This is a genomic window from Brevundimonas sp. KM4 (assembly GCF_000964075.1).
GTDB classification, from domain to species: Bacteria; Pseudomonadota; Alphaproteobacteria; order Caulobacterales; family Caulobacteraceae; genus Brevundimonas; species Brevundimonas huaxiensis.
In genome coordinates this window covers 82,826-100,162 of sequence record NZ_JZRG01000004.1, presented here as the reverse complement: position 1 = coordinate 100,162, position 17,337 = coordinate 82,826, and the positions used below count along the sequence as shown (strand labels likewise).

Annotated in this window: 18 protein-coding genes; 15 read left to right on the top strand and 3 right to left on the bottom strand. The window is 64.8% G+C overall.

The annotated features are described in order from the left end of the window. Positions 1–1,318, top strand: a 1,318-nt coding sequence (locus tag VH88_RS01415) for an HlyD family secretion protein (RefSeq protein WP_231576545.1), incomplete at its 5' end; no start/stop codon positions are given. 7 nt (positions 1,319–1,325) lie between these two features. On the opposite strand, the gene VH88_RS01410 is transcribed toward VH88_RS01415, so the two are convergent. Then, on the bottom strand, positions 1,326–1,529 hold the full coding sequence (locus VH88_RS01410) for a hypothetical protein (RefSeq protein WP_228763748.1): 204 nt from the start codon (positions 1,527–1,529) through the stop codon (positions 1,326–1,328). 193 nt (positions 1,530–1,722) lie between these two features. Between VH88_RS01410 and VH88_RS01405 the strand changes: the two genes are divergently transcribed. The 4 genes from VH88_RS01405 to VH88_RS01390 all read left to right on the top strand — a co-directional run bounded on the left by VH88_RS01405 (position 1,723) and on the right by VH88_RS01390 (position 7,965). After that, positions 1,723–2,814 (top strand): site-specific DNA-methyltransferase, encoded by a 1,092-nt coding sequence (locus VH88_RS01405; RefSeq protein ID WP_017504517.1) that lies wholly within the window; start codon positions 1,723–1,725, stop codon positions 2,812–2,814. 209 nt (positions 2,815–3,023) lie between these two features. Then, positions 3,024–4,136: a glycosyltransferase family 4 protein gene (locus tag VH88_RS01400; protein WP_045809673.1), complete on the top strand. Its 1,113-nt coding sequence runs from the start codon at positions 3,024–3,026 to the stop codon at positions 4,134–4,136. Between the two features lie 102 nt (positions 4,137–4,238). Then, a complete protein-coding gene (locus VH88_RS01395; protein ID WP_082064328.1) occupies positions 4,239–5,669 on the top strand; it encodes a VWA domain-containing protein in 1,431 nt (476 codons plus the stop codon). Between the two features lie 148 nt (positions 5,670–5,817). Continuing rightward, positions 5,818–7,965, top strand: a complete 2,148-nt coding sequence (locus tag VH88_RS01390; RefSeq protein ID WP_045809663.1) for an amylo-alpha-1,6-glucosidase — start codon at positions 5,818–5,820, stop codon at positions 7,963–7,965. Between the two features lie 3 nt (positions 7,966–7,968). On the opposite strand, the gene mutY is transcribed toward VH88_RS01390, so the two are convergent. Further along, positions 7,969–9,018: an A/G-specific adenine glycosylase gene (gene mutY / locus VH88_RS01385; RefSeq protein WP_045809662.1), complete on the bottom strand. Its 1,050-nt coding sequence runs from the start codon at positions 9,016–9,018 to the stop codon at positions 7,969–7,971. A gap of 20 nt (positions 9,019–9,038) precedes the next feature. On the opposite strand from mutY, the gene VH88_RS01380 reads away from it, so the two are divergent. From VH88_RS01380 to VH88_RS01345, 8 genes are all read left to right on the top strand, one after another. Continuing rightward, complete coding sequence (locus tag VH88_RS01380) at positions 9,039–9,593, top strand: DUF721 domain-containing protein (protein WP_045809661.1); 555 nt, start codon at positions 9,039–9,041, stop codon at positions 9,591–9,593. Between the two features lie 105 nt (positions 9,594–9,698). Then, the gene (locus VH88_RS16365; RefSeq protein WP_231576544.1) at positions 9,699–10,058 is read left to right on the top strand and encodes a PAS domain-containing protein; all 360 of its coding nucleotides are present in this window, start codon (positions 9,699–9,701) and stop codon (positions 10,056–10,058) included. Continuing rightward, on the top strand, positions 10,051–10,794 hold the full coding sequence (locus VH88_RS01375) for a sensor histidine kinase (protein ID WP_231576543.1): 744 nt from the start codon (positions 10,051–10,053) through the stop codon (positions 10,792–10,794). The genes VH88_RS16365 and VH88_RS01375 overlap by 8 nt, the downstream gene beginning before the upstream one ends. Next, positions 10,795–11,250, top strand: a complete 456-nt coding sequence (locus VH88_RS01370) for a response regulator (RefSeq protein ID WP_045809660.1) — start codon at positions 10,795–10,797, stop codon at positions 11,248–11,250. A 108-nt stretch (positions 11,251–11,358) separates the two neighbouring features. After that, positions 11,359–11,910, top strand: a complete 552-nt coding sequence (locus tag VH88_RS01365) for a hypothetical protein (RefSeq protein ID WP_045809659.1) — start codon at positions 11,359–11,361, stop codon at positions 11,908–11,910. A gap of 35 nt (positions 11,911–11,945) precedes the next feature. Continuing rightward, a complete protein-coding gene (locus tag VH88_RS01360; protein WP_045809658.1) occupies positions 11,946–12,308 on the top strand; it encodes a hypothetical protein in 363 nt (120 codons plus the stop codon). 919 nt (positions 12,309–13,227) lie between these two features. After that, positions 13,228–13,896, top strand: a complete 669-nt coding sequence (locus VH88_RS01350; protein WP_197070960.1) for a tyrosine-type recombinase/integrase — start codon at positions 13,228–13,230, stop codon at positions 13,894–13,896. Positions 13,897–13,913: 17 nt separating this feature from the next. Continuing rightward, a complete protein-coding gene (locus tag VH88_RS01345) occupies positions 13,914–14,249 on the top strand; it encodes a helix-turn-helix domain-containing protein (RefSeq protein ID WP_045809655.1) in 336 nt (111 codons plus the stop codon). On the opposite strand, the gene VH88_RS01340 is transcribed toward VH88_RS01345, so the two are convergent. Next, positions 14,246–15,910 (bottom strand): recombinase family protein, encoded by a 1,665-nt coding sequence (locus tag VH88_RS01340; protein ID WP_045809654.1) that lies wholly within the window; start codon positions 15,908–15,910, stop codon positions 14,246–14,248. The genes VH88_RS01345 and VH88_RS01340 overlap by 4 nt on opposite strands. A gap of 144 nt (positions 15,911–16,054) precedes the next feature. On the opposite strand from VH88_RS01340, the gene VH88_RS01335 reads away from it, so the two are divergent. Continuing rightward, positions 16,055–16,699: a DsbA family protein gene (locus tag VH88_RS01335; RefSeq protein ID WP_039246870.1), complete on the top strand. Its 645-nt coding sequence runs from the start codon at positions 16,055–16,057 to the stop codon at positions 16,697–16,699. Between the two features lie 15 nt (positions 16,700–16,714). Then, positions 16,715–17,326 (top strand): thioredoxin domain-containing protein, encoded by a 612-nt coding sequence (locus tag VH88_RS01330; RefSeq protein WP_045809653.1) that lies wholly within the window; start codon positions 16,715–16,717, stop codon positions 17,324–17,326. Positions 17,327–17,337: the final 11 nt, after the last annotated feature.

The window sequence follows — 17,337 nt, the reverse complement described above, 5'->3', positions numbered from 1 at the left end:
CGCCTCTTCCACCCCTGCCGCCCCGCAGGCGCCGGCCGCTGCTCCGGCTGCGCCTGCGCCGAAGAAGAACGTCATGTGGACCGTCATCGCCTCCGGGGTCGCCCTGCTGGGCGTTCTGATGGTGCTGTACGCCTGGCAATTGCCGCCCTTCCGAGGCGCGATCCAGCGCACGGACAACGCCTATGTGCGCGGCCAGGTGACGATCATCAGCCCGCAGGTGAACGGCTATGTTGTCCAGGTGCCGGTCCAGGACTTCCAGACCGTCCAACAGGGGCAGCTGCTGGCCCAGGTGGACGACCGCATCTATCGCCAGCGGCTGGAGCAGGCCGAGGCCAGCCTACATTCGGCCGAGGCGGCCCTGTCCAACTCGACCCAGACCCAGGCGTCGGCGCGCGGATCGGTGGCCCAGCAGCGCGCCTCCATCGCCGCCGCCGAAGCCACGCTGACACGGGCTCAGGCTGACGCTAACCGCGCCCGCACCCTGAAGGCCGGCGGCTGGGTCGCCCAGGCCAATGTGGACGTCGCCGAAGCCGCCCTGCGCAGCGCCCAAGCCCAGGTCGCCCAGGCCCGCGCCGCCGAAGGCATCGCCCAGACCGGGGTCACCTCCGCCGTCGTCGGCCGCGACAGTCTGGCCGCCGCCGTCGAGAACGCCCAGGCCGCCGTGCGCCTGGCCCAGATCGACCTGGCCAACACCCGTATCGTCGCGCCCCGCGCCGGCCGCCTCGGCGAGATCGGCGTGCGCCAGGGCCAGTATGTGACCGCGGGCACGCAACTGATGGGTCTGGTGCCGGACGTGGTCTGGGTCACGGCCAATATGAAGGAGACGCAGATGAAGAATATCCGCGTCGGCCAGCCGGTCGAGATCACCGTCGACGCCTTGGGCGGCCAGACCCTGCGCGGGCACGTCGAACGCATCGCCCCCGCCGCCGGGTCGGAGTTCAGCGTCATCCGCCCCGACAACGCCACCGGCAACTTCACCAAGGTCGCCCAGCGCATCCCGGTCCGCATCCGCATCGATCCGAACCAGCCCGCCGCCGAGCGTCTGGCGCCCGGCATGTCGGTGGTGGCGAAGGTCAATACGGCCGGCGGACGGAACGCGCCGCTCTCCATCGCGCTACCTCTCCCAGCAAGGGAGAGCACCATGGACCGCGAACAGACCAAGGGTCGTGAAGAGAACGGCGCCGATCCGGCCGGCAAGCCGGACGCCCTGACCTCCGACAAGGCGACGAAGGCGGTCGGTCAGGCCGAGCGCCACAGCGCGGGACCGGACGGTCCGGACGCTGCTGAGATCGGCGACACGTTCAAGCGCAAGCCCTGACGCCGGATCAGGCCGATCGCGGCGACAGGCTGGCGGCGAGCAGATGCACGTCGTGCGCCCGCATCCGCTCGAAGTTTCCCAGCCCCAGGGCCAGGGCGCGCATGATCTCGGTCTGGCGCGTATGTTCGGGATGGGCGGGCAAGGACGGCTCCGCCCGCGCCAGCTCCGCATCAAGTTCGGCCATCATATGGGCCAGGATTCCATCGTTCATCTGATCCTCCATCACGCCGCCGACCGCCGCAGACGGTTAGAGCACGATCAGAACAAATGCGGAACAAGCTGATCGAAGAAGGCTGTGGATGGTGCGGCGGGATCGCAAAATCGTCCGGCTGACCCTGCCGTTTAATCCACCTTAACCACAAGGATTCACCATAGCGGTCTCACTGTTGCGGGGCCGCGTTTCCATGTCCGATCTGAAGACCCCTGTCCTCGCCAAGGACGTCATTCATCGTGGCGACTGCATCGAGGTGCTGAAGAGCCTGCCCGACGCCTCGGTGGACATGGTCTTCGCCGATCCGCCCTATAATCTGCAGCTGGGCGGCGACCTGCTGCGGCCCGACAACTCCAAGGTCGATGCGGTCGATGACGACTGGGACAAGTTCGCCAGCTTCGCCGAATACGACGCCTTCACCCGCGCTTGGCTGGCGGAATGCCGCCGCGTCCTGAAGCCGGAAGGCTCGATCTGGGTGATCGGCAGCTATCACAACGTCTTTCGCCTGGGATCGGCGATCCAGGATCTGGGCTTCTGGGTGCTGAACGACATCATCTGGCGCAAGTCCAACCCGATGCCGAACTTCAAGGGCACCCGGTTCACCAACGCCCATGAGACCCTGATCTGGGCCGCCAAGTCGCGGGATCAGAAGCGCTACACCTTCAACTATGATGCGCTGAAGGCCTTCAACGAAGACACCCAGATGCGCTCCGACTGGACCTTCGCCCTGTGCACGGGTGAGGAGCGGATCAAGGACGCCGACGGCAAGAAGGCCCATCCGACCCAGAAGCCCGAAGCCCTGCTGCACCGCGTCCTGCTGTCGGCGACCCGGCCCGGCGACGTGATCCTGGATCCCTTCTTCGGCACCGGCACCACCGGCGCCGCCGCCAAACGCCTGGGCCGCCACTACATCGGTATCGAGCGTGACGAGACCTATGCTGAGGTCGCCGAAACCCGCATCGCCTCGGTCATCCCTGCCCGCCCCGAAGATCTGATGGTCACAGGCTCCAAGCGCGCCGAGCCCAAGGTGCCGTTCGGCGCCCTGGTCGAGGCCGGCCTGCTGCAACCCGGCGACCGCCTGTACTGCCCCAAGGGCGAGCGCGAGGCGCGGGTTCGCGCGGACGGTTCGCTGGTTCACGGCTCGCTCAGCGGCTCGATCCACAAGCTGGGCGCGCTGCTGGAGAATGCGCCGGCCTGCAACGGCTGGACCTACTGGCGCTTCAAGACCGACCAGGGGCTGAAATCTATCGACGCCCTGCGCTCGGAGGTTCGCGCCGCGATGTGAGCCGCTGCGACCGCGCGTCGCATGAGCCACATCAATCACTTAACTAGCAATCCGTGCCACTACGTACGATTTCGCACACTCGATATGGGTCAGTGTCGCTGTAACCCCACGAAACCTATGTGAAAATTCATTAGCCGCGACGGAACTTCGCAGTTGCGAGACCATTAATGTCAACGGCCCGCCAGGATGCGGTGTCGGAGCACATCACCATGAAAATCGCGCAGATCACCCCGCTGTATGAGGCCGTGCCTCCCAAGCTGTACGGCGGCACGGAACGTGTGGTGGCGCATCTGACCGACGCCCTGGTCGATCTGGGCCACGACGTGACCCTGTTCGCCAGCGCCGACGCCCAGACCAAGGCCCGCCTGGTGCCCGTGCGCGACCAGGCGATCCGTCTGGATCCGGCGCCGTTGAAATCCGACCTCGCCGCCCACCTGTCGATGCTGGGCGAAGTTCTGGACCGCGCCGACGAGTTCGACGTCATCCACTTCCACACCGACATGGTCCACTTCCCGCTGTTCCAGAAATATGCGGACAAGACTTTGACGACCCTGCACGGCCGTCTGGATATGAAGGACCTGCCCGGCGTCTATGCGCGCTGGAGCGAATTCGGCCTGGTCTCCATCTCCGACGATCAGCGCAAGCCGCTGCATTTCGCCAACTGGAAGGCCACCGTCCATCACGGCATGCCGGGCGAACAGTACATCTTCTCGCCGAAGTCCGAGGGCTATCTAGCCTTCCTGGGTCGCATCTCGCCCGAGAAACGCCCCGACCGCGCCATCGAGATCGCCACCAAACTGGGCAAGCGCCTGAAGATGGCCGCCAAGGTGGACGCCGCCGACAAACGCTATTGGGAGGAGACGATCCGCCCGCTGGTCGAGGGCAATCCGCTGATCGAATTCATCGGCGAGATCGGCGACCATCAGAAGTCCGCCTTCCTCGGCGGCGCCGATGCTCTGCTCTTCCCCATCGACTGGCCGGAGCCCTTCGGACTGGTGATGATCGAGGCCATGGCCTGCGGCACCCCCGTGATCGCCTTCCGCTGCGGTTCGACGCCGGAGGTGATCGAGGACGGCGCCACGGGCTTCCTGGTCGACACGATGGAACAGGCGATCGCCGCCGCCGGGCGCGCGCATCTGCTGGATCGGGAGGCCATCCGCGCGCGCTTCGATCTGCGGTTTTCCGCCACCGCCATGGCGCGTCGTTACTTGGACGTCTACGGCGACCTGTTGGCGCGCCGTCCGTTCGCAGAGGCTGCGCTGGATGACGTGGTCACGCCGCTTCGTCCGCGTGAAGAGCGCAGCTTCGCCGCCACCGCCTGAAATCAACTCGGTCGGGACGCCGTTGCAATCCTGAATTTGTAACGGCGTTCACCCAAAAGTTAAGCTTATCCATTACGGTCGTCCCAAATCGGGGCGACCACCATGCAATGGACAGCGATGAGGCGGCGGCTGGCGCATCTGCGCCGGAATACCGCGGGCAACATCGCGACCTTTTTCGCCCTGTCCGCCATGGGCCTGGCACTGATGGTCGGCCTGGCTATCGACATCAATCGCTATGTCTCGGTCAGGAACCAGGTCCAGGAAGCGCTGGATGCAGCAGCGTTGGGCGCAGCGGCGTCCCGCGCCCAGACGGTCAAGGAGCTGGAAGCGGTCAGCGGTCCCTATCTGGAGGCCAATCTGAAGACCGGCCAACTGATCGACGGCTGGAAGACCGGCACCCAATATGTCGATGGCAAGATCGTAAGGGTGACCTTCAAGGGCGGGGTCAAACCCATCTTTGCGGGTCTGGCCGGCGTCAAACAGTTCGACATCAACGCCCTGTCCGAGGCGACGCGCGGCGTGGCGCAGAAGATCGAGACCGTTCTGGTGCTCGATAACACCTGGTCCATGAGCGAAAAGGACAGCCGGTCGATCAAGCGGATCGATGCGCTGAAGACCTCGGCCAGTTTGCTGGTCAACGAGTTGATGGCGACCGAAAGCGACGAGGTCTCGATCGGCGTCGTGCCCTATGCGGATTACGTCAATGTCGGGATTGCCAATCGCAAGGCCCCGTGGATTTCCGTGCCCGACGACTATGTTCAGGAGCGCACCTGCACGACCAAGACGACCTATAGCGGCGGCACCCCCTACCCTTGCACCACCGTGCGTGACGGCGTCAGCGAGACCGGCACCTGCTACAAGGATCAGGTGGTCAAGACGGTCACCGTCCCGCCCTATGCTTGCAACGTCAGCTACAAGTGGTTCGGCTGCGTTTATTCGCGAAACGTCGGCACGACGCGGCTGAACGACCAGTCGCCGGCGACGCCCTACAAGGGTTTCCTGACGACAGGCCAGAGTTGCCTGAATGCGGTCAGCCCCCTGTCCAAGAGCAAATCCAGCGTCCTGAACGCGATCAAAAACCTTGTCATCAATGTCGGCGGCTACAAGCCCGAGACGCACATTCCATCCGGCCTGATCTGGGGCATCAATCTGCTGTCGCCCACCGCGCCGTTCCAGGAAGCCGGGGCCTACGATCCCGCAAACCGCACGCCGCGCAAAATACTGGTGCTTATGACCGACGGTGTGAACACCCTGCGTTACCGCTCGTCGGACGGCGCGCACGTCGCCACGAACAAAGCCGATGAGCTGGCGGCGACGGATGCCGATTTCGGTTCGATTTGCACCTATGCCAAGTCGAACAAGATCGAGGTCTTCACCGTCGGCCTGAACGTGCCCACGCAGAACGGGCGCAATCTGCTGAGGAGCTGCGCCAGCGATTCCGACCATGCCTTCCTGGCCGAAGACAGCGCCGCCTTGGAAGCCGCCTTCCGCGACATCGCGCGGTCCATCGGGGTCGTACGGTTGATCAAATGAAGGTCGCCCGGTCTCTGTCGATGAAAAAGCACAGGTTCGCCTGAACCCGTCGGCGACTTGCCCATTAAAGTCTGTAAGCGGCCCCTGAGCGCCGCATTCGGGTGCGACACGTTCGGCCAAGGCCTCACAACGACGGGGAAGAGACCGCATGGACGACGCCTATTCCACTCAACTGACCGCCGGTGAATCGGTCGAGGCCACGGGTCTCGAACAGCTGATGGCGCTGAAGGAAGGCGATACCTTCCTGGTCGCCGACGGATGGGGCGACATGAAGGGCGGCGCCGACGGCCTGTTCGCGGGCGACACCCGCGTCCTGTCGCGCTGGGCCATGACGGTGGGTCTGCTGAAGCCGTCGCGTCTGTCGTCCGGCGTCAGCCAGGACAACGTCTTCTTCTCCTGCCACACCACCAATCGTCCCCTGCCCCCGATGGGCGGCCGGTCGGCGCCGGCCGGTGTCCTGCATATCGAGCGCCGGCGGTTTCTGTGGAACCGGCGGATGTTCGAGCGCATCCGCATGGTCAACCACGGGGTGGAGGACATCCTGCTGCCGCTGGCCTTCGATTTCGGCGCGGACTTCTTCGATATCTTCCAGGTGCGCGGCACGCCGCGAGTCAAGCGCGGAACGATCCACACGCCGACCACCGATGGTCGCCGCGTCACCTTCCGCTACACCGGCCTGGACGACGTGGACCGATCCAGCTGCATCGCCTTTTCCGAACCGCCCGCGCGCCTGACGCATCAACGCGCCGAGTTCATGTTCAGCCTGCCCAAGGGCCGCTCGCTGGACCTGTTCATCGAATGTGGCGTCGATGCCTGCGAGACGCCGGACGCCGATCGCTGGCGCCAGAACGCCATCCAGGCCCGCCTGGCCATGCGCGCCAAACGCCGGCGCGGCGCCTCGGTGCGCGGCCCGCGCAGCCCGCGCTTCAACGACTGGCTGGACCAGTCGCGCGCCGACATGGCGCTGTTGACCACGGATTTGCCCACCGGACCCTATCCCTATGCAGGCACGCCCTGGTTCTCGACGCCGTTTGGACGCGACGGCATCATTTCGGCCTGGCAAATGCTGTGGCTCGATCCGTCGCTGGCCAAGGGCGTGCTGACCTATCTCGCCTCGCGCCAGGCGACTGAGACCTCGCTCTATCGGGACAGCCAGCCCGGCAAGATCATGCACGAGACCCGCGGCGGCGAGATGAGCGCCCTGCATGAGGTGCCGTTCGGTCTCTACTATGGCGGGGTCGACACCACCTGCCTGTTCGTGGCCTTGGCCGGCGCCTACGCCAACCGCACCGGCGACCTTGATCTGATCCGCACGCTCTGGCCCAACCTGATCGCGGCCGCCGACTGGATGCGTGACTATGGCGACAGCAACAATGACGGCCTGATCGACTATCAGCGCGGCGCCGACACCGGCCTGTCCAACCAGGGCTGGAAGGACTCCGAGGATTCCATCTTCCACGCCGACGGCCGCTTCCCCAAGGGTCCGATCGCGCTTCTGGAGGTTCAGGGCTACGCCTTCGCCGCCTGGAAGGCGCTGGGCGATCTGGGCGAGCGCCTGCACGACGACCGCACGACCGAATGGCGGATGCGCGCCGAACAGGTCCGCTCCCTGGTCGAGGAAAAGTTCTGGATGGAGGACGAGGGCTTCTATGCCGTGGCCCTCGACGGCGACGGCCAGCAATGTCGCGCCATAGCCTCCAACGCCGGCCATCTGCTGTTCACCGGCCTGCCGTCGCTGGAACGTGCGCGACGGGTCACCAAACGCCTGCTGACCGCCGAGTTCCGCACCGGGTGGGGCATCCGCACGCTGGAGGTCGGCCAAGCCCGCTTCAATCCGATGAGCTATCATAACGGCTCAGTCTGGCCGCACGACACCGCCATGGCCGCCGCCGGCATGGCCGCCTACGGCGAGCGCGATGCGGTGGCCGAAATCCTGGCCGAGATCTACGCTGCGGCCGCCCATTTCCACCTGCGGCTGCCCGAACTGTTCTGCGGCTTCCCGCGTGAGCCGGGCGAGCCGCCCATCGCCTATCCGGTCGCCTGTCTGCCTCAGGCCTGGGCGGCGGGATCGGTCTTCCTGATGCTTCAGGCGACCCTGGGCCTTTCCATCGACGCCTGGACCGAGACGGTCGATCTGGCCGATCCGGTCCTGCCGGCCGGCTTGGACCGTCTGAAGATCACCGGGCTGGAAGTCGGCGACGCCGTCGTAAATCTGAACATCCAGCACGCCGATGGTCGCGCCGTGGTCATCCCGCATCACAAGCGGGGCAAGGTTTCGATCCGCACGTTGCGATAGGGTTCAGCCGAACAGATCGGGCGGGTACGCCCGATCCAGCGCCTTGGCGAAGACCGTTGGCAGGGCGGCCCGCGCCGCCTCGATCGGCATCCAGCGATAGCGGTCGTCCGCGTTGACGCGCGCGGTCATCACCGTCAGCGTCAGGCTGAAGTGGGTGAAGACGTGCTCCACAGCCCCCGCCTCGCGCCAGTCGGCCTTGGTGGGCGCCGCTCCCGAGGGCTCACCTGTCGTCCAATCGCTGGTCGGCAGGCCCAGCATTCCGCCCAGCAGCCCTTTCTCGGGTCGCGTCTCGACCGCGACACGCCCCTGGTCGTCAACCAGCACATAGGCGATGCCCCGCCGATGCGGCCGCTCCGCCTTCTTGGCCTTCATCGGAAACCGTGCCGGGTCGCCCGTGGCCAGCCCCAGGCATTCGCTGGCCACGGGGCAGGTCCCGCACGACGGTGACTTGGGCCGGCAAACCGTCGCGCCCAGATCCATCAGAGCCTGAGCCCAATCGCCCGGCCGCTCGTCGGTGACGAACAGCCCCGCCAACCGCCTCAGTTCGGGCCGCGCGGCGGGCACCGGCGTCTCGACCGCGAACAGCCGCGCCATGACCCGCTCGACATTGCCGTCCACGACATTGGCCGCCCGGTCAAAGGCGATGGAGGCGACGGCTGCGGCCGTATAGGCGCCCACGCCCGGCAGCGCCAGCAGCGCCGCCTCGGTATCCGGGAATACGCCGCCGTGCTCGGCCGCCACCGCCCGCGCGCAGGCCAGCAGATTGCGCGCACGCGCATAGTAACCCAGCCCCGCCCAGGCCCCCATAACCTCCGCATCCTCCGCCGCCGCCAGGTCCGAGACCGTCGGCCAGCGCGTGGTGAAGGCGTGGAAATACGGCGTCGCATGCGGCACCGTCGTCTGCTGCAGCATGACCTCCGACAGCCAGACACGGTACGGCTCGGTCCGCGGCGCGCCGACGGCGGCTCGCCACGGCAGGCTGCGCGCATGGGCGTCGTACCAGGCCAGCAGCCGGGAGCGGATCAGGTCTATGTCGGGAGAGACGTCAGGCATCGGTCGGGCTATATAGACCCATGCGCCGCACGCTGCCCACAGACGCCGAGGTCCGCGAGATCCTGTCTCGCCGCCGCACCCGTCCGGTTCCCCGACCGGCGCCGCGCGCGGGCAAGGCGCTGACGCCCCTGATCAAGAAGCTGGACGAGCAGTTCGGACGCGGGGCCGGTGCGCTGGAGCCTCGCTGGCGCGAGATCGTCGGCGATCGTCTGGCCCGCGTCACCCGCCCGCAGAAACTGACCAAGGGCAAGGGCGGTTCGCCCGGCGTACTGGAACTGCGCGTCGCCGGCGCCGCCGCCCTGCTGATCCAGCACCAGTCCGAGGACATTCTGGCTCGCGTCAATCTGTTCCTGGGCGCCGGGACGGTGGATCGTTTGCGCATCGCCCAGGGTCCGGTCGCCCCATTGAAGGAGACCGCCGCCCGTCCCAAACGCAGCGCCAAGCCGCCGCCCCTGCCCACCCAGGCCGAGGCCGATCTCGCCGCCTCCATCGCCGCAGCCCCCGACGATCTACGCGCCGCCCTGGCGCGCCTCGGCCGCGTCGCCCTGTCGCGCTCCGACATCGACAGCGACTGACCCCTGCGCCTCGGTTGGCAGGTCTTGTCGCCTGCTGTAGGTAGGACGGGAAAGATTAGAACTCCGCACGGCATATCCTGGTCGCGCGCCTGGATTCCGAGCCCGATGAAGCAACAAGACGACTGGCGACTTACCGATGTCGTCGAACATGAGATCGGTCGCGGCGACCCGTTCGCGGCCGCCGTGCGCGGCACGCGCATGCCAATGGTCATCACCAATCCGCGCCTGCCCGACAATCCGATCGTCTTCGTCAACAAGGCCTTCCAGGATCTGACCGGCTATGAGCGCGATGAGATCGTCGGCCAGAACTGCCGTTTCCTGCAGGGACCCAAGTCCGACAAGGCGGCCGTGGCCAAGATCCGCGAGGCGATCGAGGCCGGCGAAGACATCCACATCGATCTGCTGAATTATCGCAAGGACGGCAGCACCTTCTGGAACGCCCTGTTCATCAAGCCCCGTGCGTAACGCCGAGGGCGAGATCGAGTATTTCTTCGCCTCGCAACTGAACGTCACCGAACGCGTCGAGGCCCAGGTTCTGGTCGAAAAGCAAAAGGCCGTCGTCGAGCGCGAGGTCGCCGCCCGCACCGCCGACCTGCAGGAAGCCCTGACCGCAAAGACCCTGCTACTTCATGAGGTCGATCACCGGGTCAAGAACAACCTGACCATGATCGGCTCGCTGCTGCGGCTGCAATCGCGCTCCCTGTCCGATCCCGCCCTGACCGCAACCCTGGATTCCATGCTGGAGCGGGTGGACGCCCTGGCGACCGTTCACCGCAAGCTCTATCAGTCCGAGGACGTTACCCAGTTCGACGTCGGGGCCTTCACCAACACCCTGGTCGCCGATGTGATCGGATCGACCGGACGCAGCGACATCGAGGTCTCCGTCGATGTCGAGCCGATGTTCATCCCTTCAACCCACGCCTCGTCGATCGGCCTGATCATCAACGAACTGCTGACCAATGCGATCAAGCATGCCTTCGCCGACGATCGGGGCGGCCGATTGATCGTCTCGGCCAAGAAGACGGAACAAGGCGGCCAGGTCGTTGTTCAAGACGACGGCCCCGGCATTCCCGGCGCCGCGCATCATGGATTGGGCAAGACCTTGATCGGTCGTCTTTCAAAGCAGATCGGCGGCAAGACGCTGTGGCTGCCGGCAGACCCCGGAACGCGCGCGGTCGTCGAATTTCCCGTGAGCGGCTAGGTGCGCGCGGCCGGGCCCCACTTCGACATCCTGGTCGTCGAGGACGAGGCCCTGCTTGTGATGGACCTCGAGGCGATGCTCGAGGACGAAGGCCACCGGCTGGTCGGCGAGGCCATGTCCCTGAGCGAGGTCGAGTCGCTGTCGCTCGACGCGCCGCCCGACATCGCCTTCGTCGACATCCAGCTGGCGGATAACTCCAGCGGTCTGGACGTGTGTCGCCTGATCAAGGACCGCTGGCCGTCCACCGCCGTGGTGTTCCTGACGGCCAACCCCAAGATGATCCCCGAGGACTTCCTGGGCGCGCATGGCGTGATCCCCAAGCCCTTCTCGCGGTCCGGCCTGCTTTCGGCGATGCGCTTCATCCAGCAGGGCCTAAGCGATCCGCCGCCGCGCCAGGACAGACCGCAAAGTTTCATCCCCGCACCCGCGATCGATCGGGCCTGGGCGCGCGGATAAGGCGCTGTTGACAAAACTTCGCCGCAAGTCTTTTTCAATCCGCAAATCGCTTTAGCCGCGATCAGGCCCCATGGTCCCAGGGCTTCGCCTGCGCAGGATTGTTGAAGCATGACCCACGAAATGCCCCTTGGCGACACGTCTGACGCTTATGACGACGACGACATCGCGTGGGCCGATCCTCAAATCAGGAAGGACTATGAGGCGGCTCTCGGTCGGCTGATCCTCGCGCACAATGACGTGGATCGGTTTTTGACCATGCTGATCGAATGCGTTCTAAAAGACCTTGGGGATCAGAAGGAGCTTGAGAAGCTGACGCAGGGGCTATTCGCCCGGAGGCTCGACAACCTGCGAATGTTACACGGGATCAGGCCCGAACTTCGCTTGGAAGGGATCGATTTTGACGAACTCGAAGAACTGAACCGGCTTCGCAACATCGTCGCTCACGGCCACTTCGAGCAGAACCCCTTCCAAGGGGACTACGAACTCATCTCGAACAACAAAACCCACAAAGATTTTTCCGTCGAACGGCTGGACGAGATCACAAAGCGGATCGACGCAGTCGGCGATCAGATCAAGCCGCAGGTCTATTTCTGGGACATGATTATCCACCTCCCCGAAGATGCCACGCCGGTAAATCCTGACGACCCCCGCCTAGCTTAGAAACGAGGGTTTCCTCCTCCCCAACTAAATATGGGGTGAGAAAGCCCAACGAAACATTCCGCCAAAAACTGGCGCGTCAACGCGCGCTTGAAGACGAGGCTCGCGCCCTTGGTGCCAGCCGTTACCAAAGCTCCCGCCCCCTTCCGTGGCGGTCCGAGCCATCCTCCACCAATAGCGAGGCGGACCTTCCGCCAGGACGCCAGCTTCTCAAGCTGACCGTCTCGACGCTGACCCGGGCCATCGAAGAGTTCGTGAGCCGTGTCGGCTCGGGCGGCGCCGGTCGTCACCTCGACGCCTTCGCGATCTTGTCGAACATCGGCGCAGAGGAGGCCGCCTACCTCACGGCCCGCGTCGTGCTGGACTGCTCCGTAAGGAAGAGGCCTTTGCCGCCAGTCTGACCGCAACAGGCCGACCCGCTGCGCAGTATGAAAGCTGCGCGGCTCGGCCTGTTGCTCAACCCACGCTGCGAGGCGTAACTAACCCAAGGACTCTGGTCGCCGCTGGATGAAAACTCAGAGGCACGTCACTCAATCTCCGTGTCCTTCGTTCGCATCCGAAACGAATGACGCGGAGCAGGCGGGACGGGCAGTGGTTTGGTTTTCTTGGGAAACATTGGGCAGACCAGTTCATTGAAAAAACTTGGTCAGCCCTTCGGGCAATGGGGCCGTTTTCGCGATTCGGGTCAATAGCGATTTGGGTTTCGAAAAGCAGTTAAATTGTTTGCCTTGGTCAAACCCTGATGACACCGCGAATTTCTGGGTGAGCTGCGATCTCGATGTCCACCAGAATTTCGAAGCGTTCCTTACATGTTCACGTCGCGCCCGGTCCTGCGCGAAAGCGAACATCCACACGAACGTGAACAATACGGGAACATTCCTAAATCAGAATCGGTTATGGACCCCGTGGGTCGTGGCGTCCCAACCCGAGTCTCGTCTTGCTTGCCCGCCCTGAGTCTGACTGGAGAGATTACAACGTCACGGCTCGTGACCTTGTCGCCGACTCCGAAGTCTACATCACGTTCTCCTGCGCCGGATGCCGCTTGATCCGTGAGGCCAACGTCTGGCGGATCGGCGCGAGGTTGGCCGACGATCCTCTCCAACGCCTGCGATTCCGATGCAGCAAGTGCGGCGTCTACGCCAAAGAAGTTGCGGTGCAGCGTCGCCAGTCCAGGTCCAGTGATCCTATTCTGCGGATCAGGCTCAATCCTGCTCATTGGGACGACGGCCACGAGACGGCCCACCGGCAGGCCCTGGCTCGTGCTGAGAAGGCCTGGGCCGCGAAGGGCGGACGGTAATGGGCTTCAATGCTCGCTACCGGATGTGGAACCGCGAGAACTGGCAAGGCTATGCGCCGACCATTCACGCGATGCAGCGACGCGGTTGGAGCCTGACCCTCACGTGCCGGTCGTGCCGTCTAGAGATCGCGGCGGACGCCGAGGCGTCAGCCCTATTCGAGGAGATCGCTCGGCTCACCTTGGAAGAACCTGACCGGGACTGGTCGCGGTTCGACGCGATGGTTCGCTTCCTGTTGGCGACGGCATGTCGGAGAGGCGAAGCCCTGCGGGTGCATGCGGGTCACTTCGAGACGCGAACTGTTGGCGGCAAGCCTGCCACCTTCGTCCAGTTCGAGCGGTATACGACCAAATCGAAGAAGCCCCGCGTGGTCCCGATCACGCCGGAGATCGTCGGCCTTCTACCGGTTTTGAAGCTGAAGGCAGGCAACGGCGCCCTTTTCCCTTTCCGCCCGAGCCAACTGTTCCGGATGTGGCGGACGGTTCGCCGTCGCATGACCGAGCGCGGTTATGACTTCAGCCTCGTTCGCTTCCACACAATGCGGCACACCACACTGACGCGGGCTATGCGGAAATACCCGCTCGCGATGGTGTCCAGGCTAGCCGGACACGCCTCGATCCAGATCACGGCGGATCGCTATGGCCACATCGCCGCTGACGATTTGGTCGATATGGTTGGTGACATCGCAGCTTAGCCGGAGCATGGGGGGCTATGGCTCATATCGCTTCAGAAATAGACGTTCGGATTGGTGGCGAGGTCCGTGCGCGCCGTGACAAGTTGAAGGTCACGCAGGCCCAACTGGCCTCCGCCATCGGCGTCACCTTCCAGCCGGTCCAAAAATACGAGCGCGGCGTGAACCGTATATCGGCGGCGACGCTGCTCGCTATCGCCGAAGCTCTGAACTGCCACGTGGCCGACCTTTATGGCGACCCCGATCCCCAGGCGATCAGCCACTCTGAACGCGCCATTCTGAAGCTATGGCAGGACTTGCGCGAACCAGAGCGCGACGCCGTCATCGCCATGATCCGCGCCTTCCAGAAGGACTAGGCTGCGAGCGCGGCCTTCAACGCCCTAGCTTCGTCCAGCGACGTGACTTCTCGGACTTCGACCTTCGTCATCGCGCCCGATTTGGTGAGCGTTTCCGAACGGTGCGTGATGCCGTCCTTGACGTCGAACTCGTAAGTCGAGACGCCATCTTCGAGCACGATGTGCGCGACGCCGCCCTGATCGAAGGTCAGTGATTGGGTGACATCCGCGATGGCCCTGGCCAAGCGTGAGCGAATGGCGAAGCGGTCGGCGCCCGGCTCGTTTAGCTTGGCGAGTTCCGCTGCAAGCGCGGCTTGGCTCTCGTTCTGAGCCGGGGTCGAACGGATGGCGTCCAGGCCTTTGCGGGCGTCGATGATCTCCTGATCCAGATCGCGGGCATCGGCTTCCGCCTTGTCGAGAAGGCGTCCCAACGTTGGCGAACCTGCGCGTTCGATCATCTGCTCAGCGATAGAATCCATCCGGACGGCCAAAGCAGCGCGAGCATGTTCGGCTTCAGCGAGGCGGGCGACCGCCTGACTGTCATCGACCCGACCACCATGGAACTTCGTGGCCAGCACGAGGTCTAGGAACTTGGCTTCGAACTCGAAATAACGGACGCCTTTGGTATTCGTGCAGACACCACGGACGCCCGCCGAGCATCGAAGATAGACATTCTGCCCCCCGGCTGACGAGCGATGGCAAGCCGATCCGCAGTGGTGACACCGGCCCAACTTCGAGAACAGGTTGGCGTAGTCATTGCCCTTTCGTCCTCGCGAACCCTTGAACGATCGCTTGTCCAGCGCGGCTTGAACCTGATGCCAGACCGCTGGCTCCATCACGGGATGGAAATAGTCCGGCTCAACCGGCCCGGCCACAACGGGCTTCCCATCCGGCCCGTCCATCATCGGCTGATGTTCACCCAGCACTGAGCGTCCACGCAGGATGTTGAGGACGCTATTGTTGTGCCACGACGGCAGGCGACCATCCCGGCGAGGCGCGCCCCATGATGGGATGCCATCCTGATTCAGACGGCGCGCCACCTTGCCGGTGCCATAGCCCAACTCAACGACCTCATGAGCCATGCGATGGATAAGCGCGACCCGATCCGGGCGCGGCCTATCGACCGTCTCAAGCCACTGCGGAAGGAACGCGACCATCCGTTTAGCGGACGGATCAGCCCGCCTTGCTTTCCAAACTGACTTCGAACGGACCGACTTCTTTTCCGACTCTTCGTTCGCGACGGCCATCTTGGAGAGCGTGATGATCAAGCCGGTCCACTGAGCGTTCAGGTTCGCACGATTGCATTCCTGCCCGTCCATCGTCGTGATGACCGTCACCCCGGCGTTGATGATCCGGGTGTAGGTATCGAGGGCATCCATCACCGCTTCGCGGCTCAGCCGGTCAATCGATTCCAGGATCAGGATCGAACCCGGCGCAATCTCTCCGTCGTCCAGGCGGGCCAGCCATTTCGACAGGTTGCCAACCTTGCGATTGGCGCCCTTGAAGGCTGACTTGCCCTCGTCGGAAATCCATTCCGTTATCTTCAACCCGCGCTTGTCGGCTTCAGCCTGGGCTGACGCGCGCTGGCGGGCGATGGAGTCGCCGTCTTTCTGACGGTCGGTGGAGAATCTGACGTAGGCGTGGACGCTTGCAGGAATCCGCGATTTCAGGTTTGAGGACATAACAACAAACTACCAGATGCGTCGGCGTGGCCGCATTATTAGAATGGCCCAAACTTCGCCGCACCTGTTCCAGACTAGTTCAGGGTTGCGCCATTCCCGGGGAATCGCGCGATCATCGCCAACGATCCGATCCGAGGAACCTTCATGGCCGACACTGAATCCCGCTTCGCCCGCATGAGCCGTCGTGCGGCCATCACCGGCGCCGCACTGGCGACCATGGCTCTGGCCGCGTGCGGCGGCGGCGCCAAGGGTGCGGCCGAGGGCGACATGGGTCTGGGCGCGCCCGAAGGCGCCAAGGTCACCGTGGTCGAATACGCCTCGGTCACCTGCCCCCACTGCGCCCTGTGGCAGAAGAACACCTGGCCGGCGTTCAAGGCCAAATACGTCGACACCAACAAGGTCCGCTACGTCTTCCGCGAACTGCCGACCCCGCCGGTCGACGCCGCCACCGCCGGCTTCCTGGTCGCGCGCTGCGCCGGCCCGGACAAGTATTTCGACGTCGTCCACCAGTTGATGGCGACGCAGCAGGAGATGCTGACCTCCTCGCCGCGCGACTGGCTGCTGCGCACCGCCCAGGCCGCCGGCCTGTCCGAGCAGCAGTTCAACGACTGCGTCACCGACAAGGACGCCGTCGCCGCCATGGAGAAGCGCGTTCAGGCCGCCCGCGCCCAGGGCGTAACCGGCACCCCGGCCTTCTATGTCAATGAGACGCAGGTCATCTCGCCCGGCGGCGAAGGCGCCAGCTTGGCCGACCTGTCCACCGCCATCGACGCGGCCCTGGCCAAGTAACCGAGGCCTAATCAGATGATGCGACGCGCCTTCATCGCCGCCGGTTCCGCCCTCGCCGCCCTGTCCGGCGGTTTGGCGACGCCGGCGCTCGCCGCCGATGCACCCCCGCCCGTCACGGCTCAGGATCATATCCTGGGTCGGGCGAATGCGCCGGTGACGGTGATCGAATACGCGTCCTTCACCTGCTCGCACTGCGCGGACTTCCACAACACCGTGCTGCCGGCCTTCAAGGCCAAATACATCGATACCGGCAAGGTCCGGCTGGTTCACCGCAACCTGCCGACCCCGCCCGCCAATGTCGCCGCCGCCGCGGCTGCGGTCGCCATGTGCGCCGCGCCCGAACGCTATTTCGACGTGGCGGCCGTCTTCATGCGCGATCAGGCCAATCTGCAGACCACCGGCGCCCAGCCCTGGTTCGCGGCCGGCATCGCCGCCAGCGGCAAGACCCGCGAGCAGATCGAAGCCTGCCTGAACGGTCCAACCATCCGTACGGCCCTCGACGCTCATATCGAAGGCGCGCGCGCCGCAGGCGTCACCGGCACGCCCACCTTCTTCGTCAACGGGACGATGGTGATGGAGCATTCGCTGGAGGCCCTGTCGGCCGCCGTCGATCCGCTGCTTCGGTAGTCCGTCGGGAC